The 17,703-nt window shown below is 65.8% G+C and carries 13 protein-coding genes; 5 read left to right on the forward strand and 8 right to left on the reverse strand.

What is annotated here, in order from left to right; translation table 11 throughout:
- Positions 1-309: 309 nt before the first annotated feature.
- The 5 genes from BMI91_RS14460 to BMI91_RS14480 all read right to left on the reverse strand — a co-directional run bounded on the left by BMI91_RS14460 (position 310) and on the right by BMI91_RS14480 (position 8,626).
- Positions 310-1,830 carry a bifunctional metallophosphatase/5'-nucleotidase gene (locus BMI91_RS14460; RefSeq protein ID WP_078605581.1) on the reverse strand — a complete coding sequence of 507 codons (1,521 nt, stop codon included), beginning with the start codon at positions 1,828-1,830 and terminating at the stop codon, positions 310-312.
- A 206-nt stretch (positions 1,831-2,036) separates the two neighbouring features.
- Positions 2,037-3,461, reverse strand: a complete 1,425-nt coding sequence (locus BMI91_RS14465) for a GTPase (RefSeq protein WP_078605583.1) — start codon at positions 3,459-3,461, stop codon at positions 2,037-2,039.
- Positions 3,462-3,474: 13 nt separating this feature from the next.
- Positions 3,475-5,616 carry a dynamin family protein gene (locus tag BMI91_RS14470; protein ID WP_078605584.1) on the reverse strand — a complete coding sequence of 714 codons (2,142 nt, stop codon included), beginning with the start codon at positions 5,614-5,616 and terminating at the stop codon, positions 3,475-3,477.
- Positions 5,613-6,689 (reverse strand): dynamin family protein, encoded by a 1,077-nt coding sequence (locus BMI91_RS14475; RefSeq protein ID WP_078605586.1) that lies wholly within the window; start codon positions 6,687-6,689, stop codon positions 5,613-5,615. Before BMI91_RS14475 ends, BMI91_RS14470 begins: the two co-directional genes overlap by 4 nt.
- Positions 6,686-8,626, reverse strand: a complete 1,941-nt coding sequence (locus BMI91_RS14480) for a dynamin family protein (protein ID WP_078605587.1) — start codon at positions 8,624-8,626, stop codon at positions 6,686-6,688. Before BMI91_RS14480 ends, BMI91_RS14475 begins: the two co-directional genes overlap by 4 nt.
- 474 nt (positions 8,627-9,100) lie before the next feature.
- On the opposite strand from BMI91_RS14480, the gene BMI91_RS14485 reads away from it, so the two are divergent.
- The 5 genes from BMI91_RS14485 (at position 9,101) to BMI91_RS14505 (ending at position 14,753) form a co-directional block, all read left to right on the forward strand.
- Positions 9,101-9,940, forward strand: a complete 840-nt coding sequence (locus tag BMI91_RS14485) for an arsenate reductase/protein-tyrosine-phosphatase family protein (RefSeq protein WP_078605589.1) — start codon at positions 9,101-9,103, stop codon at positions 9,938-9,940.
- Positions 9,941-9,950: 10 nt separating this feature from the next.
- Positions 9,951-10,949, forward strand: coding sequence for an ArsJ-associated glyceraldehyde-3-phosphate dehydrogenase (locus BMI91_RS14490; protein ID WP_078605591.1), 999 nt, complete (start codon positions 9,951-9,953; stop codon positions 10,947-10,949).
- Positions 10,946-12,223, forward strand: a complete 1,278-nt coding sequence (gene arsJ / locus BMI91_RS14495; RefSeq protein WP_078605593.1) for an organoarsenical effux MFS transporter ArsJ — start codon at positions 10,946-10,948, stop codon at positions 12,221-12,223. The genes BMI91_RS14490 and arsJ overlap by 4 nt, the downstream gene beginning before the upstream one ends.
- Positions 12,224-12,312: 89 nt before the next feature.
- Entirely contained in the window at positions 12,313-13,989 is a 1,677-nt protein-coding gene (locus tag BMI91_RS14500) for an AMP-binding protein (RefSeq protein WP_078605594.1), read from the forward strand.
- Complete coding sequence (locus BMI91_RS14505; protein ID WP_078605596.1) at positions 13,986-14,753, forward strand: crotonase/enoyl-CoA hydratase family protein; 768 nt, start codon at positions 13,986-13,988, stop codon at positions 14,751-14,753. The genes BMI91_RS14500 and BMI91_RS14505 overlap by 4 nt, the downstream gene beginning before the upstream one ends.
- 368 nt (positions 14,754-15,121) lie before the next feature.
- On the opposite strand, the gene BMI91_RS14510 is transcribed toward BMI91_RS14505, so the two are convergent.
- Genes BMI91_RS14510 through BMI91_RS14520 form a run of 3 tightly spaced genes read right to left on the reverse strand, consistent with a single transcriptional unit; the run spans position 15,122 to position 17,698 of the window.
- Positions 15,122-15,964 (reverse strand): dipeptide ABC transporter ATP-binding protein, encoded by an 843-nt coding sequence (locus BMI91_RS14510; protein WP_078605598.1) that lies wholly within the window; start codon positions 15,962-15,964, stop codon positions 15,122-15,124.
- Positions 15,961-16,794: an ABC transporter ATP-binding protein gene (locus BMI91_RS14515; RefSeq protein ID WP_078520872.1), complete on the reverse strand. Its 834-nt coding sequence runs from the start codon at positions 16,792-16,794 to the stop codon at positions 15,961-15,963. The genes BMI91_RS14510 and BMI91_RS14515 overlap by 4 nt, the downstream gene beginning before the upstream one ends.
- Before the next feature lie 4 nt (positions 16,795-16,798).
- Positions 16,799-17,698: an ABC transporter permease subunit gene (locus tag BMI91_RS14520; protein WP_078520873.1), complete on the reverse strand. Its 900-nt coding sequence runs from the start codon at positions 17,696-17,698 to the stop codon at positions 16,799-16,801.
- Positions 17,699-17,703 lie beyond the last annotated feature (5 nt).

Below are 17,703 nucleotides of genomic sequence, written 5' to 3' on the forward strand. Positions count from 1 at the left end.
TCTCAACTGAACTTGGCACGGGGCGACCAGCCCCGGGCCGCGCCCGTCCGGCCTTCGCGATGCTCAGGCGTTCGCCGGGGCGTCCTTCCACTGGAAGGCCGCTTTCTCCCGGCTCACCCCTCCCCACGGGAGGGCGCATTGCCGATGTCAGCGCGGGCACACGCGTCATCCGGGCTTTCAAGATAAAGCACCCAGCCACCCGCCGATCAATGCGCCCGTCCAAAGCTCGGGCGCGTCCCTCACCGCATTGGGCGCAATAGAAAAAGGCGGCAGATATCCCTGCCGCCTCTCGATCCGATCAGGCCGAACTCACTCGCCCTGTTTCTTGATCCGCCCGTCGAGCTTGGGCGCAACCGTACCCTTGTTCTCGACATAGGTCATCACGTCATTGGCCATCAGATTACCGTTGCCCGCGTTCACGATGACCTTGCCGCCGCCAAGCGCGCCATACCCATCGCCGCCGCCCAGCATGTAATCGTTGGTCGCGACCTTGTAGACCTTGTCCTTGTCCAGCGGCTGACCGCCCACCTCGACCGAGACCACGCGCGACCCGGCCGGCGCGCTCGGATCATAGACCACGCTCATGCCCGAGATCTGCGGGAAGCGACCCGCGCCGTTCTCGACCTGGCTGAAGCCGTTCTCCAGCGCGCTCAGAAGCTGCGAGCCGGGGATCTCGGTCACCACCGTCTTGTTGCCAAAGGGCAGCTCGGTCAGCACGTCCTTGCGGGTGATCTTGTGGCCCGCGTCATAGGTCGTATCGCCCCGGATGCCGCCGCCATTGATCAGCGTGACGTCCGCCTTGGTCGCATCGCGCAGCGCATCGGCGATCAGATCGCCCATCGTGCTCTCCTGCGAGCGCACCACGTTGCGCCGCGAGTCCAGCTCGGTTTCCGACGTGCCGATCTGCTGGCCGAGATTGTCGTCGAGCTGCTGCTTGAAGCCATCGACCAGTTTCATCGATTCCGGGTCCGGCGTGACATTCGCGGTGTCGATCCAGCGGAAATTCGGGGTCCAGCTGATCTTGCGCTTGCCGTCCTTCTCGGAGATGTCGACGGTCAGATCGAGCGGCTGCAGATAGCGCGCGTCGATCGAGGTCTCCACGTAAGCGGTGATCCCGTCATAGAACATCGCGTTGAGGTGGTCGTCGCCCGACATGATGACGTCGAAATCCTGGCTCGCGATCAGCTTGCGGTCGTTCGACTGGTCGGTCTGCACGACGCCGATCACCAGATCCGCACCGTCCTCACGGGCCTTCTTGGCGGCCGCGATTGCCGTGTCGACGGTGGGCTGGAATTTCAGATCGCCCGAATTGGCGACCTCGGGCGTGGTGTCTTGGGCCACCGGCACCAGCGCGACCTTGAGCCCTGCGATCTCCTTCATCATCACGCCGCCAAGCCCCTGAATGGGCGAGCCGTCAGCTTGCGTGATGTTGATCGCGGCCCAAGGGTATTTCGAGCCTTCCATCTTCTTCTCGAAATTCTCGGGCCCGAAATCGAATTCATGGTTGCCCGGCACCGCGATGTCGAAGGGCACGATATTGGTCAGGTCGATCGTGTTCTGGCCTTCGTCGATCCCCGAAAGAAGCGAGGGCGAGAGCATGTCGCCATCGAAGACATAGAGCGTGTTGGGATTGTCCGCGCGCTCCTTCTTGGCGACCGCGTTGAGCCGCGCGAAACCGCCACGCTCGCCATCGCCGTCGAAATTGTAAATATCGCCGACCCCGAGGATCGTGAGCTTCACCGTCTCGGCCTGAATAGGCCCGGCGGCCAGAAGCCCGGTCGAGGCGGCGCCCAGCATGAGGGCAGCCAGACGGCGCTTGAAATCGGACATTTCGGTCTCCCTGCGGAATATACTTTTTTCATAGACCCCGAGCGGCCGCAGTTATCGGCGCGCCGAGGCGTGAGAGAAAGATTAGCCGCACTCTGCCACGGCGCAAACCGATAGTCAGATGACCTTGCGTTCTCGTGAATGACGACGCCTGTTTTCGCGTCACTTCGCGGGCGAAGGAAGATCGCGGAGGCGACCTGCTGCCCCCGTCAGATCGACGTGCCCGCCAAACGTGCGAACAGCGCATGCGCCGATGGCTCGTCGATCAGATCGACCGTGAACTGCGCGAAGGTCAGGCCGGTCTCGGGCGCGCTTGCGAACATGATGCGCACATCGTCGCCGGCTTCCGTGATCGTGTCGAGCTGGCCGCCGAACACGGTGGTGTAGTTCCCGGCGAACCCGGCCATCAGGTTCTCCAGTGCCTTGGCACAGGCCACGATCTCGTCCGACGATCCTTTCACGGGCCGCAGGATTCGGTCGCTCGGGCCGATCCGCCCGGCAAGCTGCAAACCTTCGGGCAGCTCGATGCCCAGCCTGAGCCGCGTCGTGGCCAAGAGCAGCGGGCTGTCCTGCTTGGTCTCCATCTCGGCTTCGGTGTCGGGCATGACGGGCCCGGTAACATTCGGCCCCGACTCGCGAGCGGGCTCGCGCTCGGCGTCACGGCCCGGCTTGGACGAACGCGTGACCCGTCGCGGCGAAACCTCGGGTGTGCGGTCGACGGGATGCGGGTCAGGCCGAAACTCGGGTTCGGCCCCGGGCGGCGCGACGGGCGCGCCGGAATTTGCCGGTTGCGAAGCCCGTTTACCCACGCTGCGCGAGCGGAACGGCAGCACTGCGCCCCCATGTTCGGAGAGCAGCGGCGAGGGCGCGTCATGGGTGCCGATCGCCAGATCCGCCTCGGTCTCGGGATCGAGCGTATCGAGCCCGGCCACCGCGCGCCCCGTCATCGCCCCAAGCGCCGCGATCAGCGCCGCACCACCGCTGCGCTGGAAGGCTTCATCCGAGGTCTCGGCCTCGCGCAGGAGATCGCGCGACCCGTACAGGAAGGCGACCCGCGAGAAATAGGCCGCCGACTCGCGCTGTACCCGGGCTTTCAGCTTCGCCCGGTCGGTATCGTTGCGCAGCTTGTCACCGCGCGAAATCGCAAGCAGGCAATCCGACGGGCGCGCGGGCCCGAGCCGCTCGATCATCGTCTTCTCGGTCAGCCGCCAGGCCTGCGAGGCGATCGTCACCCAGATCATCACGTCGCAGGTCGCGATCAGGCCGATCTGCTCTTCGTTCACGTCTTCGGGGCGGCTCAGCGGCACTTCGACGAATTCGAAGCCCTGCAAATGCGGCTGCGCGGAATAGACGTAAATCTCGGACGGCACCGCCCAGCCTTCTTCGACCTCCGCCGCGTCGATCTCGCGCCCCGTCGCGTCGCGCATCACCACGCCCGGCGTCGCGCGGTACCGCGCGACGACCGTCGGACGCTCGGTCCGGCCCAGATTGTCGCCGATGCTGCGCGCGCGCAAAATCGCGTTGAGTACGGTCGACTTGCCGGAATTGACCTCGCCGCAAATCGCCACCCGAAGGGGCGCGCGATGGGGATCGGGCGGCGCGTCCTCGCGGTTGAGCTCTTGCTTGAAAATCATTGCCCTTTCGCCCTCACGCTGCGCGCGTCGCGGGTTTGCGCCGCGGCATCATGGTGCTGCTGACGGCGCTCTCGATCGCCCCGAGATTGATCAGACGTCGTTCGAGAACTTCCAGCTTGCTCTGGATCCGGGACGCCAGGCGGCTTTGCATCTGCGGATCACGGGCCAGCCGTTCCAACTCGGCCCGCTCCTGCTTGAGCTGCAAGGTCCGCTCGCGCACGATCATCTCCATCATTCGCACCATCACCCGCAGCCGCGAGCCGCCTGCGCTGGCGCGTTCCACCAGCGCCTCGCCATAGGCTTGCAGGATCTTCTCCACCGCCGGGCGCAGCTCTTCCGCCGCCACGATCCGCAACCCGTCGAGGGTCTTGTCGATATTCACGGTCGGACCGCGCCAGAAGGCCCAGCCCCGCTCCAGCGCGAAGTTGATGCGCAGCGCGCGCCGGGTCAGTGTCAGCGTCGAGGTGAAGGTGTCATGCGGCATATCCGACAGGTCGATCTCTTCGCTGGGATCGTCGAACCGGTCCGCGACCGTGGTGCGGCAGGCATGGATCGCATTGTCGAGCAGCACGTCGATGGCCGCACGCGAGCGGGCGTAGCTTTTCGTCACCTCGCGTTCGAGCGCGATCTGCAGCGCGGTCGTGTCGGTCTCGAAGCTGCGCGGCGGACGGCCGTCGCGGATCCGGTTGGTGCGCAGGACATCCTCGAACCGGTCGCGCTGGCTCAGGACGAAATCCTCGATGCTCTTGTTGAGCCGGGTCTCCAGCGCCGACCAGCCGCGGTTGAGCACCGCCTCGATCTGATGCTCGGCGCTCTCGACATGGTTTTCGAGCGCGCCGCGCAGCGCTTCCGTCGCCGCGATCTCGCTGCTCATTTCCTCGATCGCAGCCTCCGCCACGTCCGAGCGGATGCTCTCGATCTGCATCTGCAGCGTGTCGCGTTCGCGGCGAGCGACGAATTGCATCCCCGACAGCTCCGCGCGCAGATCGCCGCGCAGCTGGGCGAGCTGCTGACGCCCCACCCCACCGTCGATCACGGCAGAGAGCACATGCTTGACCTCTTCGACGCCCGAGGCCAGCAGCAGCCGGTCGATCGGGTCTTCGGGCACGCGGCCAAAGCGCGAATACAGGTACTGCGCCAGCTCCATCGAATCCATCTCGGCGCGCGCCCAGGCGGCTTCCTCGTCGGAGCGCTGGGTCAGATCGGCGAGATAGGCGCTGCCCGCGACGATCTTGAAGTCGATTTCCGGGATCGCCGCGCGCAGACGGCGCGACACATCGGCGATCACGCGGGGTACTTCGACCGCGTAATCGTCCAGCTCGTCGATCCGGTTGAGGAAGATCAGCACATCCTTGTCGTCCTGCTTGGCGAGGATGCGGATCAGGGCGAGGTCGACATCGGTCAGCGGCTGATGCGCCGAGAGCACCATGATGAACACGTCCGAGCGGTCGAGCGAGCGACAGGTGAACTCGTCGCGCACGAGGAACGGGTCGTTCACGCCGGGCGTATCGGTGATGATCGTCGGCACCTGGAATTCGGGCAAGCGCATGTAGATATTGGCGCTTTTCGTGAGCGCCGCATAGCGGCCAAGCGCCTCGCGCTCCAGCCCGTCATCCGCCCCGGGCCCTGCGCAGACATAGCGTTGCAGCAGATCGGGGGCGAGGAAGTCGTAATCGTGATGCTGACCCAGCAGCATCTGGTAATGCTTGCCGAGACGTCTTTGCGCGCGGCGGCGCATCTGCTCGGACTGCTCGCGCAGGATGTCGGTGTCGAACCCCGGCAGCAGCTCTTCGGTCAGCTTGCGGATGCGGGTGCCGCCATTGATGATCTCGTCCCAATCTGCCTCCGAGAAGAACTCGAACCGCGCACCCGTCACCGGGTCTTCGGGCAGGTTGATGCGCATATTCGTCACGACCGAGGTCCACGGATTCACGTCCGAGGGCAGGAAGTCATGCTGATGCAGGAAGGCGTTGAGGAAGGTCGATTTGCCCGCCTTCACCTGCCCGATCACCGCCACGCGCGCGGCCCAGTCATGCAGCCGCAAGCGCAGATCGCGGATGCGCGGACGGGCGCTTCGTTCGACGGAGGCCTCGATCCGGTCGAGCGCGCCGTTGAGAAAGTCGAGTTCCTTACGCAGTTGCGGGGCAATCTTCATGGCTTGGTCCTCTTGCTCGCGTAGGCTGGCTCGGATTCGGTCGGGGTTTCGGCATCCAGCCGATCAAGCAGATGCTCGACATGGTCGAGGACATCCGCGGCATCCGTGAAGGCGTGGCCCGCCGTGAGTTCCTCCCACAGCGCGCGAGCCGAACCCGACGCCGGGGTGCGCTCCAGGGGCGGGTATTCGGGCAGCGGCGAGTCGAGGATCAACGGCTCGGCATCCGTCACCTCCGGCAGTTCCGCGCTTTCCGCCTTGACCAGACGCGCCGAGCGCAGACGGCGCGGCTTGACCGGCGTGCGCGGTTTCGGGAAGGCGATCACGTCGCGCTCGCCCACGAATTTCGCGACCGTCTCATTCGCGGCTCCCGAAGGCTTGTCGATCTGCCCGACCAGCCGCTCGATCTCGCGCGCGATCTGCGCCACGTCCGAAGGCTCGGTCAGCGCGGCCAGACGGATCGTCGGGAAGACCTCCCCCGCCTCGCGCTCGACCCGGCGCATCAGTCGCGCGCGGGTGCGTTCGTCGGGCAGACGGTCGCCATGGGTCACGACCAGCATCGGCTGCGCCAGAAGCGCCTCGGGCATCTCGTCCCAAACCGCCTTCTCGCTTTGCCGCCACGCCTGCGTCGCGTTGGTGCACCAGATCACCAGATCGGCATAGCGCAGCATCCGCTGCCAGCTTTCCATCGGCATGTTCGGGTCCGACGAACCGGGCGTGTCGATGATGTCGATCCGATCGAGGATCGGCGCGTTATGGGCGATCACGCAATAGCGCGCCTTCTCCAGATTGAGCTGCGCCAGATCGGCGAGCGGGCGCGCGACCTCTTCCTTGTCGATCCAAAGCTGCGCCCGGTCCCCGCCGCGCACCAGCCAGATCGGCGGCAGCGCGGTCGCGGTGACATGCGAGGGCAGCACTTTCTCGCCCAGCAACCCGTTGATGAGACTGGTCTTCCCGGCCGAAAACTCGCCCGCGACCAGAACCCGCAGCTTGCGCGGTTTCGGTGCGGCCTGCGGGGCTTGCGCTTTCGACAGGTTCGGCAAGTCGGGGCGTTCGCGTTTGCGCATCGAGTTCATGCCGAGAGCCTTTCCTTATCGTGACCGGACGCGCCCGACAGGCAGCGCTCGCGCACCGCCTTGCAGAACTGACCCTGATCGAAGGCGAAGCGCTCCACGATCTCGCGGCTGCGCGCGATGGCGGGGTCGAAATACTCGGTCATCAGATCCTCGATCAGAGGCGTGGTTTCCGCGATGATCACCTCGCGATAGCGCGCCTGCGCCGCCCCCTTGCGGTTGAAGCGCCAATAGCGCCGCCACCACGCGCCCTGCATATCCAGCGTGATCATCCGCGCCAGCACGGTCGGCGCGCGATGTTGCGGCTGTTCGGGGAAGCGGCTGACATCGGCCTCGCGGATCACGCCGAACTCGGCGGCGAGGAAGCTGTCGATCCCGTCGCTGACCATATCGAGCGCCGATTCCCCCTTGCGCCGCAGCCGCGCGCAATTCGACGCGAAAGCCGTCTTCATCGCCATGCGCAGCGCGGTCGGGTCGTGGGTCCATGCGCCGATCTCGCCATAAGTGTCGATATGCGATTGCAGCGCCTCCAGCGCCGAAGCCACGAATTGCTCCTGCGCCCGGTCGAGCCGCTCGCGCAGTTCGGCCCGCAGCCCCGCCGCCTCGTTATTGAAGGCAGAGACCGCCTCTTCCTCGATCTCGGCGAGGCGGAGCATCAATTTCGACTCGCTGAGAATGGTGGACGGATCGGCCACGCGCGCGACGCTATCGACGGTCTCGGCGCGCTCGATGATGCGCTCCAGTTCGTCCTGCACATCGCCCAGCACGGCCTGCCCCGGCCCGTCGACGATGCGGGTGACGACGGCCTGCATCAGCGCACCGATCCCGGAGGCTTCCATCGCGCGCTGGCGTAGCTCGGTCTCGCTGCTGGGCGTGGTGCCGGTCATCTTCTCCAGCGCGGCGCGGCTGGCGGGCGCCATCTCGTTCACATCGCCCATCGCGCAATTGGCCCAGTAGCCCGAGCCGAACAGGATCTCGATTTCCTCGCCCAACCCCATGCGCCCCAACGTCTTGCGGATCGAGTTGCGGATCGCGGTCTGCGCCCCGCGCGGGTCCTCCAGCTCGTCGATGCGGTTGACGAAGATCACCACTTCCCGCGCGTCAATCGCGCAGATGATACGCAGAAGTGCCAGATCCATCGTCGTCAGCGCCTGATGGGCCGAGAGCACGACGATACAGGCGCGGCTGTCGCCGATCGCGTTCAGCGTGATCTGCTCGCGCATCATGAACGTGTCGTTCACACCCGGCGTGTCGCGCAGGCACAGGCCCCGCGGCAGATGCGGCAGATCGAGATAGAGATCGGCGGATTTCGTCAGATCGGCATAGGTGCCCTCACTGGCGCCCTCGGCCAGATCGTCGGGATCGCCGTAGCAGATATATTGATCGAGCACCGCCTTATCGAGCGTCGGGAACGCGCGGCTGGTGCCCAGAAGGTCCTCGAATTGCTCGCCCAAGCGCGCCTCGGTCGCGTCGCGCATCGCGGTGACCTGTTTGCGCACGCTCTCGGCTTCGGTCTCGAAGCCTGCGCGGTTGGCCATCTCGCCCAGACGCCCGCCGGTCGCCACAAGCCGATCCCATTCGTGGCGATCGAAGAAGCGAAACAGCGCGCGCGTGTCCATCGGGCGGTGGCGCGCGTTCAGATGCAGCGCCGTGATGACCGAGGTCCACGGGTTCACATCCGAGGGCAGCATTCCCGGCTTGCCGATCAACGCATTGAGAAGGGTGCTTTTTCCCGCTTTGACCTGGCCGATGACGCTGACGGTCGGCTCGAACGCGTCGATCATCTCGAGAACGGTGTCGAGCTGGTCTTCGACGAATCCGAGATCGGCGTCCGAGACGTCTTTTACGGCCTGTTCAAGCTGGTCGAGCGTCTCCCAGTAAGAATTGAGCGCCTCGAAACCACGGCGATGCCAATCAAAGATGGAATTCGCTTCATACACGAGGGAGCTCTCCTTTTCCGCAGGGGCGATGCGGATTTTTGGGTGACACACGGTCCGGCACGCCCATGCCGACCGCGACCACCAATGTTACAGGGACGGCGCGCGCCCCCTTCTTGGCGACGCACCGGCTGGGTCGGTTCGTGCTTAAAGTTCTCTTGCCCAGTCATGTCCGAAATGCGGCAGAAATTATGGCAGACCGACCATAATTGCCGTTTTCGGTGCAGTTTGCCCTCCCGGTTGCGATGCGAAAATGCGTTTGTTCTCTTTGCTTTGCTGGGGATTCTGCAATTGCATGACGCAGGGGAAGTCTCGTTTCAGCCCTATTTCCTTGGCTCTTCACGAATTTGTGAGTGTTTCCGGCTGCGTTTATATCACGGGCGTTTTGATGGGATTGTTCACAACTCACGCGTGTAAGGCGCCCTGTCATCAAAGCTTCACTTGATCCGACTCTCTTATTTCGTAAAACCTCGAAATATGGATCAGATGACACCTCAGCGGCTCACCGTGCTGGGCCATGCGCAACGCCTAGCGATCTTCCGGCTCTTGATGCGCCGGTATCCCGACCGGCTGCCCGCCGGGGAGATCGGCGCGGCGCTGGAGCTGAAACCCTCGACGCTGTCGGCCTATCTCGCAGCGCTGAGCGAGGTCGGGCTGATCGGTCAGACGCGGGCGGGCACCTCGCTGCGCTACGGGATCGAGATGGAGACCGTGCGCAGCCTCTTCGACGCGCTGCTGATCGACTGCTGTCAGGGCCGCCCCGATATCTGCTCCCCTCTCGCGCAGCCCGATCCCAGCGGAGACTCTGCGATGACCCGATCTGCGGCGGGCCGGAAATTCAACGTGCTGTTCATCTGCACCGGTAATTCGGCGCGCTCCATCCTCGCCGAGACGATCCTGCGAGACCGCGCGGGTGACCGGTTCAACGCCTATTCCGCGGGAACCAAGCCCTCTTCCGAACTGAACCCTTTCGCGGTGCAGGTGCTGCGCGACAAGGGCCATGACGTGACGCCGCTGCGGGCGAAGACCATCTCGGAGTTTCAGGGCGAGGACGCGCCCCCGCTCGATTTCGTCTTCACCGTCTGCGATCTCGCCGCCAACGAGGAATGCCCGCCCTGGCCGGGCCAGCCGATCAGCGGTCACTGGGGGATGGCGGACCCGGTAAAGGCGACCGGCACCGAGGCCGAGCGCGCGCTGGCCTTCCAGCAGGCCTATGGCGCGCTTCACCGCCGGATCGAGGCCTTCGCCGCCCTGCCGCTGACAACGCTCGACCGCATCGCGCTGCAATCCGCCGTCGATGACATCGGCCGCAACTGAAGGAACGACCATGACCACCTACGCCCTCAATGGCCTCGGCCGCATCGGGAAACTCGCCTTGAAGCCGCTGCTGGAACGCGGCGCGAAGATCGCATGGATCAACGACGCGGTGGGCGATGCGGCGATGCAGGCGCATCTGCTGGAATTCGATAGCGTGCATGGCCGCTGGGACGCGGAGTTCGCGAGCGACGCGGAGAGCGTCACCATCGACGGCACCCGCCTGCCCTTCATCGGCACGCGCAAGATCGAAGACCTGCCGCTCGACGGGGTCGACGTGGTGATCGACTGCACCGGCGTGTTCAAATCCGAAGCCGCGCTCGCCCCCTATTTCGCCGCTGGCGTGCAGAAAGTCGTGGTCTCGGCCCCGGTGAAGGACGGCCCGACCGCGAATATCGTCTATGGCGTGAACAATGACGCCTACGATCCGACTGCGCATAGCATCGTGACGGCCGCCAGCTGCACCACGAACTGCCTCGCCCCGGTGGTTAAGGTGATCCACGAAAACCTGCGGATCAAGCACGGCGCGATCACCACGATCCATGACGTGACCAACACTCAGACCATCGTGGACCGCCCCGCGAAAGACCTGCGTCGCGCGCGCTCGGCGCTCAATTCGCTGATCCCGACGACGACCGGCTCGGCCACCGCGATCACGCTGATCTATCCCGAACTGAAGGGGCGGCTGAACGGCCATGCCGTGCGGGTGCCGCTGCTGAACGCCTCGCTCACCGATTGCGTCTTCGAGGTGGAGCGCGAAACGACCGCCGAAGAGGTCAACGCGCTGTTCAAATCCGCCTCGGAAGGTCCGCTGAAAGGCATCCTCGGCTACGAGACGCGCCCTCTCGTATCCTCGGATTACACCAACGACATCCGCTCCTCGATCATCGACGCGCCCTCGACGATGGTGGTGAACGGCACGCAGGTGAAGGTCTATGCGTGGTATGACAACGAGATGGGCTATGCCCACCGACTGGCCGATGTCGCGCTGATGGTGGGGGCGTCCCTGTGACCGACAACCCCGCCAGCCGCCCCGAGGGCTTCTCCGCCTATATCGCGGTGACGGCGGCCTATTGGTCCTTCATGCTCACCGATGGCGCGCTGCGGATGCTGGTGCTGCTGCATTTCCACACGCTCGGGTTTTCGCCGGTGCAGCTGGCTTACCTGTTCATCCTGTACGAAGTGGCGGGGATGGTCACGAACCTCTCGGCGGGCTGGATCGCGGCGCGGTTCGGGCTGGTCTCGACGCTTTATGCGGGGCTGTCGCTGCAGGTCGTGGCGCTGATCGCGCTGGCGCAACTGAACCCGTCCTGGGCGATCGGGGCCTCCGTCGCCTATGTGATGGTGGTGCAAGGCCTCAGCGGGGTCGCGAAAGACCTTGCGAAAATGTCGTCGAAATCGGCGGTGAAGCTGCTGGCGCCCACCGGCAAGGGCGGGCTTTTCAAATGGGTCGCGGTGCTGACCGGATCGAAGAATGCGGTGAAGGGCGTGGGTTTCCTGCTCGGCGCGGTGCTGCTGGCCGCGCTCGGCTTCGATTACGCGGTGGTCGCGATGGCGGTGGTGCTGGCGCTGATCCTCGCCGCGATCGTGGTGGCGATGCCGCCGGGCCTGCCGCGCGGGCGCAAGGGCGCGAAATTCTCGGAAGTCTTCTCGAAATCGGCCAATGTGAACTGGCTGTCGGCGGCGCGGGTCTTCCTGTTCGGCGCGCGCGACGTCTGGTTCGTCGTTGGTATCCCGATCTATTTCTACGCGGTCCTGTCGGACGGCACACATGCAGGCGACCGCGCGGCCTTCTTCCTCGTAGGCACCTTCATGGCGCTCTGGATCATCCTTTATGGCGCGGTGCAGGCCGCCGCCCCGCGCATCCTGAAGGCCCAATCCCGCCCCGAGGGCGCGCTGATCGGGGCCGCGCGGCACTGGGCGCTGGCGCTGCTCGCGGTGCCTGCGCTCCTCAGCGCCGCCGTGCTGATCGACCCGACGCCGTCGCTGTGGCTCAGCACCGTGCTGGTCGTGGGCCTGCTGGCCTTCGGCGCGATCTTCGCGGTGAATTCGTCGCTCCACTCCTATCTCATCCTCGCCTTCACGCAGGCCGAGCGGGTGACGATGGATGTGGGCTTCTACTACATGGCCAATGCGGGCGGGCGGCTGATCGGCACGCTGCTGTCGGGCCTGAGCTACCAGATGGGCGGGCTGGGTGCCGTGATGATCACCGCGACGGTGATGGTGGGTTTGAGCGCGCTGGCGGCGGGGCGGCTTGCGCCCGAGGCGCCCCTCACGAGCCCGTGAGCAGAGATGGACATTCCCGGCTCTGCGCGCTTTGGTAGCGCGCGGAGGAGAGCGGCCCCCGCGCCGCTTGCAAATTGGGAGGAAAGCCGGTGCTGTCACGCGGCAAGGATTACGCGGCCACGCGGGCTGCGTTTCGATGGGACATACCCGAGCGCTACAATATCGGCGTCGACACCTGCGACAAATGGGCCGCGCGCGAGCCTGACCGCGTCGCGCTGATCGAGGTCGACGACGATGGCTACGGCGCGGTGCGCGAGACCAGTTTCGGCGCGTTGCGCGCGGCGTCGAACCGCTTCGCCAATGTGCTGGCCGGGCTGGGCGTGGGCGGCGATGGTCGTGAGACCGGCGACCGGGTGGCGATCTTGCTGCCGCAACGCCGCGAGACCGCCATCGCCCATATCGCGGCCTTCAAGGCGGGCTGCGTCTCGCTGCCGCTGTTCACCCTATTCGGCCCCGAGGCCCTGCTGCACCGGCTGCGCGACAGCGGCGCGCGGGTGCTGGTGACGGACCCGGCGAGCTATGAGGTGATTGCCGCGATCCGCTCCGAATTGCCCGATCTGCAGACCGTCTTCGTCACCGACGACGGCGGGACCGGCGCGGAAGGCGTGGCCGATTTTAACGCGGCCCTCGCCGAGGCCTCGCCCGACTTCACCCCCGTCGATACCAGCGCCGAGACCCCCGGCGTGCTGATCTACACTTCAGGCACGACGGGCAATCCGAAGGGTGCGCTCCATGCCCACCGGGTGCTGTTGGGCCACCTGCCCGGCGTCGAGATGAGCCATGATTTCCTGCCGCAGGCGGGCGACCGGATCTGGACGCCCGCCGATTGGGCGTGGATCGGCGGGCTCTTGGATGTGCTGCTGCCCGCGCTGCATCACGGCGTGCCGGTCGTGGCCTGCCGTTTCCGCAAGTTCTCGGCGCAGGCGGCCGCCGATCTGATCCGGCGGCTGCGCGTGCGCAACGCCTTCCTGCCGCCGACCGCGCTGAAGATGATGAAGGCCGACCCCGAGAGCCTGACGTGGAGCCTCGACATGCGCTCGGTCACCTCGGGGGGTGAACCGCTCGGCGCGCAACTCCTCGACTGGGGGCGCAAGGCGCTTGGCGTCACGATCAACGAATTCTACGGCCAGACCGAATGCAACATGGTCGTGTCGTCCGCCGCGAGCCTCGATGCGCCCGAACCCGGCGCGATGGGCTGGCCGGTGCCGGGCCATGAGGTCGCGATCATCGACAGCCAGACAGGTCAGGTTCTGCCCGATGGCGAAGAAGGCGCGATTGCCGTGCGCGCGCCCGATCCGGTGATGTTTCTTGGCTATTTCAACCAACCCGAGGCGACCGAGGCGAAATTCGTGACCGGCCTCGAGGGGCGCTGGCTGCTGACCGGCGACAGGGGCATCACCGGCGACGGTGGGCGGCTGCGCTTCAAGGGGCGCGACGACGACATCATCTCGACCGGCGGCTACCGCGTGGGCCCCGCCGAGATCGAGGATTGCCTGATCTCGCATCCGGCGGTGCAGATGGCGGGCGTCGTGGGCCAGCCCGATCCGCTACGCGGCGAGATCGTCGCGGCTTTCGTCACGCTCTGCCCCGGCCATGCCGACACCGAGGCGCTGCGCGAAGACCTTGCCGCCCATGTCCGCGCGCGGCTTGCGAAATACGAATATCCCCGCGCGATCTACGTGATCGACGACATGCCCGTGACCACCACCGGCAAGATCATCCGCAACGCGCTACGCGCCCGCCTACCCAAGGAGCCCGCCCTATGAGCCCCGTCCTGTTCGAGACCCGCGGCAATATCGCGATCATCACCCTCAACCGCCCCGAGCGGCGCAACGCGATCAATGCCGAGGCCGGCCACGCCCTGGCCGAGGCGGTGGCCCGTCTGGAAGCGGATGACGCGCTGCAGATCGGCATCCTGCGCGGCGAAGGCGCAGTGTTCTGCGCAGGGATGGACCTCGCCGCCTTCACCGAAGGTAAGGTCGAGGAGTTACTATTTGCTGAAGGCGGTTTCGGCGGCCTGACGGAATCCCACCGCAGCAAGCCGATCATCGCCGCCTGCCACGGCGCCGCACTCGCAGGCGGGTTCGAACTGGCCTTGGGCTGCGACATGATCGTCGCCGAAGAGGGCTGCCGCTTCGGCCTGCCAGAGGTGCTGCGCGGTCTGGTGGCGGGCGCGGGCGGCGCGCTGCGGTTGGCGAGCCTCATCCCCCCGGCCCGGGCGCGCGAATTGCTCCTGACGGGGCGGCTGTTCGACACGGCGGAAGCGTGGGATCTGGGCCTGATCGCCCGGCGCGCCGAGGCCGGGCAAGCGTTTGACGCGGCGCTGGCGCTGGCCGAGGAGGTCGCGAAGAACGCGCCCTTGGCCCTGCGCGAGACCCTGCGCCTGTCGCGCGAGATCGAGCGCCGCGCGGTCGACCCGCTTTGGGAGGAGAATGCGCGGACCTTGAAAGCCGTGATGGCGAGCGAGGACGCAGCCGAAGGCGCGCGGGCTTTCCTGGAGAAGCGCGCGCCGGCGTGGTCGGGGAGATAAGGGACGCGCCCGAGCCTTGGGGTGAGCCGTGTCTCGGAAGGCTTCCAGTGGAAGGCTTCAGCGGCGAACGCGCCGCGCGTCGCGGCGCAGGGGGCGCTTGTGTTTGGCGAAGAGGGACGCGCCCGAGCCTTGGGTGGGCGCGTTGATGCGCTTGTGGCTTGGCGGTTTATCTCTCAAGCCCGCATGTCGGTGATGCTCGCGATGACAACGCCAACGCGCCCTCCCGGGGGAGGATCGGGCGCGGCCCGGGCTGGTCGCCCGGGCCAACGTATGGGCTGCAACCCCCGCACAAAACGAAAAGGCCCGAGGCGCATCGCCCCGGGCCCATTTCCTAACTCCAAGCGCCCCCCTAAGAAGCCGCCCTGCCCTCAGCTCTCCGCAGCCAAGAACGCCTTGCGGCGCTCGACCCGCTCGCGGATCTTCTCGACATCGGCGATCGGCGTCGCCGCCAGCAGGGTCTTGGTATATTCGTGCTGCGGATTGGCGAAGATCTGATCGCGCGAGGCGTATTCCACCACCTCGCCCGCATTCATCACCATCACCTCATCCGCGAAATAGCGCACGACCGAGAGATCGTGGCTCACGAAGATATAGGACAGGTCGAACTCGTCCTGCAGGTCTTTGAGCAGGTTCAGCACCTGCGCCTGCACCGACAGATCGAGCGCCGAGACCGGCTCGTCCAGCACGAGGATCTGCGGGTTCAGCATCAGTGCGCGCGCAATCGCGATCCGCTGGCGCTGATCGCCCGAGAACATGTGCGGGTAGCGGTTGTAGTGCTGCCGCTCCAACCCGACCTTCTCCAGCATCTCCTCGGCGCGCTTGCGGCGCTCCTTGGCGGGGATGTCGGTGTTGATGATCAGCGGCTCGGTCAGAACCTCGCCCACCTTCTGGCGCGGGTTGAGCGACGAATAGGGGTTCTGGAAAACGATCTGAACCTTGGCGCGCAGCGCGGAGGTCACCTTGGTTTCCTTGATGTCGATCTTCTCGCCCTGAATATACAGATCGCCCGAATTGGCCGGGTCGATCAGCGTCAGGATGCGCGCCAGCGTGGACTTGCCACAGCCGGATTCGCCGACGATGGCCAGCGTCTTGCCCTGCTCGAGCGAGAAGGAGATGCCGTGCAGCGCCCGGATCGTCTTCGCCCCGCGCAGGAACCCGCCCGAGACGATGTAGTCGCGCGTGATGTCGCGCCCTTCGAGGATCACACTCATTGCACGCCCTCCCAGCCATCGGCGACGGTCAGCAGACGGTCCCCGGTCGCGTTCTCCGGCAGCGCGGCCAGAAGCGCGCGGGTGTAGGGATGCTGCGGGTTCTCGAAGAGTGAGAGCACATCGGCCTCCTCCAGTTTGCGGCCCTTGAACTGGACCGAGACGCGGTCGGCGGTCTCGGCCACGACGCCCATGTCATGGGTAATCATGATCAGCCCCATGCCGTATTCTTCCTGCAGGCTCATCAGCAGATCGAGGATCTGCTTCTGGATCGTCACATCGAGCGCGGTGGTCGGCTCGTCGGCGATCAGCAGGCGCGGCTTGCAGGCGATGGCCATAGCGATCATCACGCGCTGGCACTGCCCGCCCGAAAGCTGGTGCGGATAGCTGTTCAGCCGCCGTTCGGGATCGGGGATGCCCACCTGTTCGAACAGCTCCAGCGCGCGTTTGCGGGCATGCTTGCCCTTCAGTCCGAGGTGACGCGTCAGCACTTCCTCGACCTGATAACCGCAGGTGAAGGAGGGGTTGAGCGAGGAGATCGGCTCCTGAAAGATCATCGAGATTTCTTTCCCGATGATCTGGCGACGTTCGCGGCCCGACATTTTCAGCATGTCGCGCCCGTCATAGGTGATCTCGTCGGCGGTGATCGTCGCGGTGGGCGGCAAAAGCCCCATCACCGCGAGCATCGAGACCGATTTGCCCGAGCCGGATTCGCCCACGATGGCGAGCACTTCGCGGCCCGAGACTTCGACATCGATCCCGTCCACGGCGCGGAACGCACCCTGGGCGGTGTCGAATTCGACGGTGAGATTGCGGATTTTCAGCAAGGACATTGGCTTAGCTCCGCTTCAGTTTCGGATCGAGCGCGTCGCGAAGGCCGTCGCCCATCAGGTTGATCGCCAGCACGGTCACGAGGATCGCGAGACCCGGGAAGGTCACGACCCACCACGCGCGCAGGATGAACTCGCGCGCTTCCGACAGCATCGTGCCCCATTCCGGGGTCGGCGGCTGCGCACCCATGCCGAGGAAGCCAAGGGCCGCCACGTCGAGGATCGCGTTCGAGAAGCTCAGCGTGCCCTGCACGATCAGCGGCGCGAGGCAGTTCGGCAGCACCGTGCGGAACATGAGGCGCATATGGCCCGCGCCCGCGACCTGTGCGGCCATGACGTAATCGCGGTTTTTCTCCGACAGCACGGCCGCGCGGGTCAGGCGCGCGAAATGCGGCTGATAGACGATGGCGATGGCGATCATCGCGTTGATCAGCCCCGGGCCGAGCACCGCCACGAAGACGAGTGCCAAGAGCAGCGACGGGAAGGCGAGGATGATATCCATCACCCGCATGATCACGGTATCGACCCAGCCGCCGAACCAACCGGCGAGCAGGCCGAGGATCACCCCCACGGAGAGCGCGAGCAGCACGACCATCACGCCGATGAACAGCGAGAAGCGCGCGCCGAACAGCAGACGCGAGAGGATATCGCGCCCGACCGCATCGGTGCCCATCAGGAAGGTGCCGTTGGCATCATGCGTCAGCGGCGTCGCCAGAAGCGCGTCGCGGAACTGCGTGTCGGGATCGAAGGGCGAGATCAGCGGTGCAGCAATCGCGGCCAGCGCGATCAGGGCGAACACCACCAGACCGATCACGGCCCCACGGTTTTCTTTGAAATAGAACCAGAACTCGGCGAATTGCGCGCGGCGCGTGCCGGCCGGAATATCGGTTTCGGTCACTTCGGACATGTCAC

It is taken from the genome of Thioclava sediminum (assembly GCF_002020355.1).
Classification (GTDB): domain Bacteria; phylum Pseudomonadota; class Alphaproteobacteria; order Rhodobacterales; family Rhodobacteraceae; genus Thioclava; species Thioclava sediminum.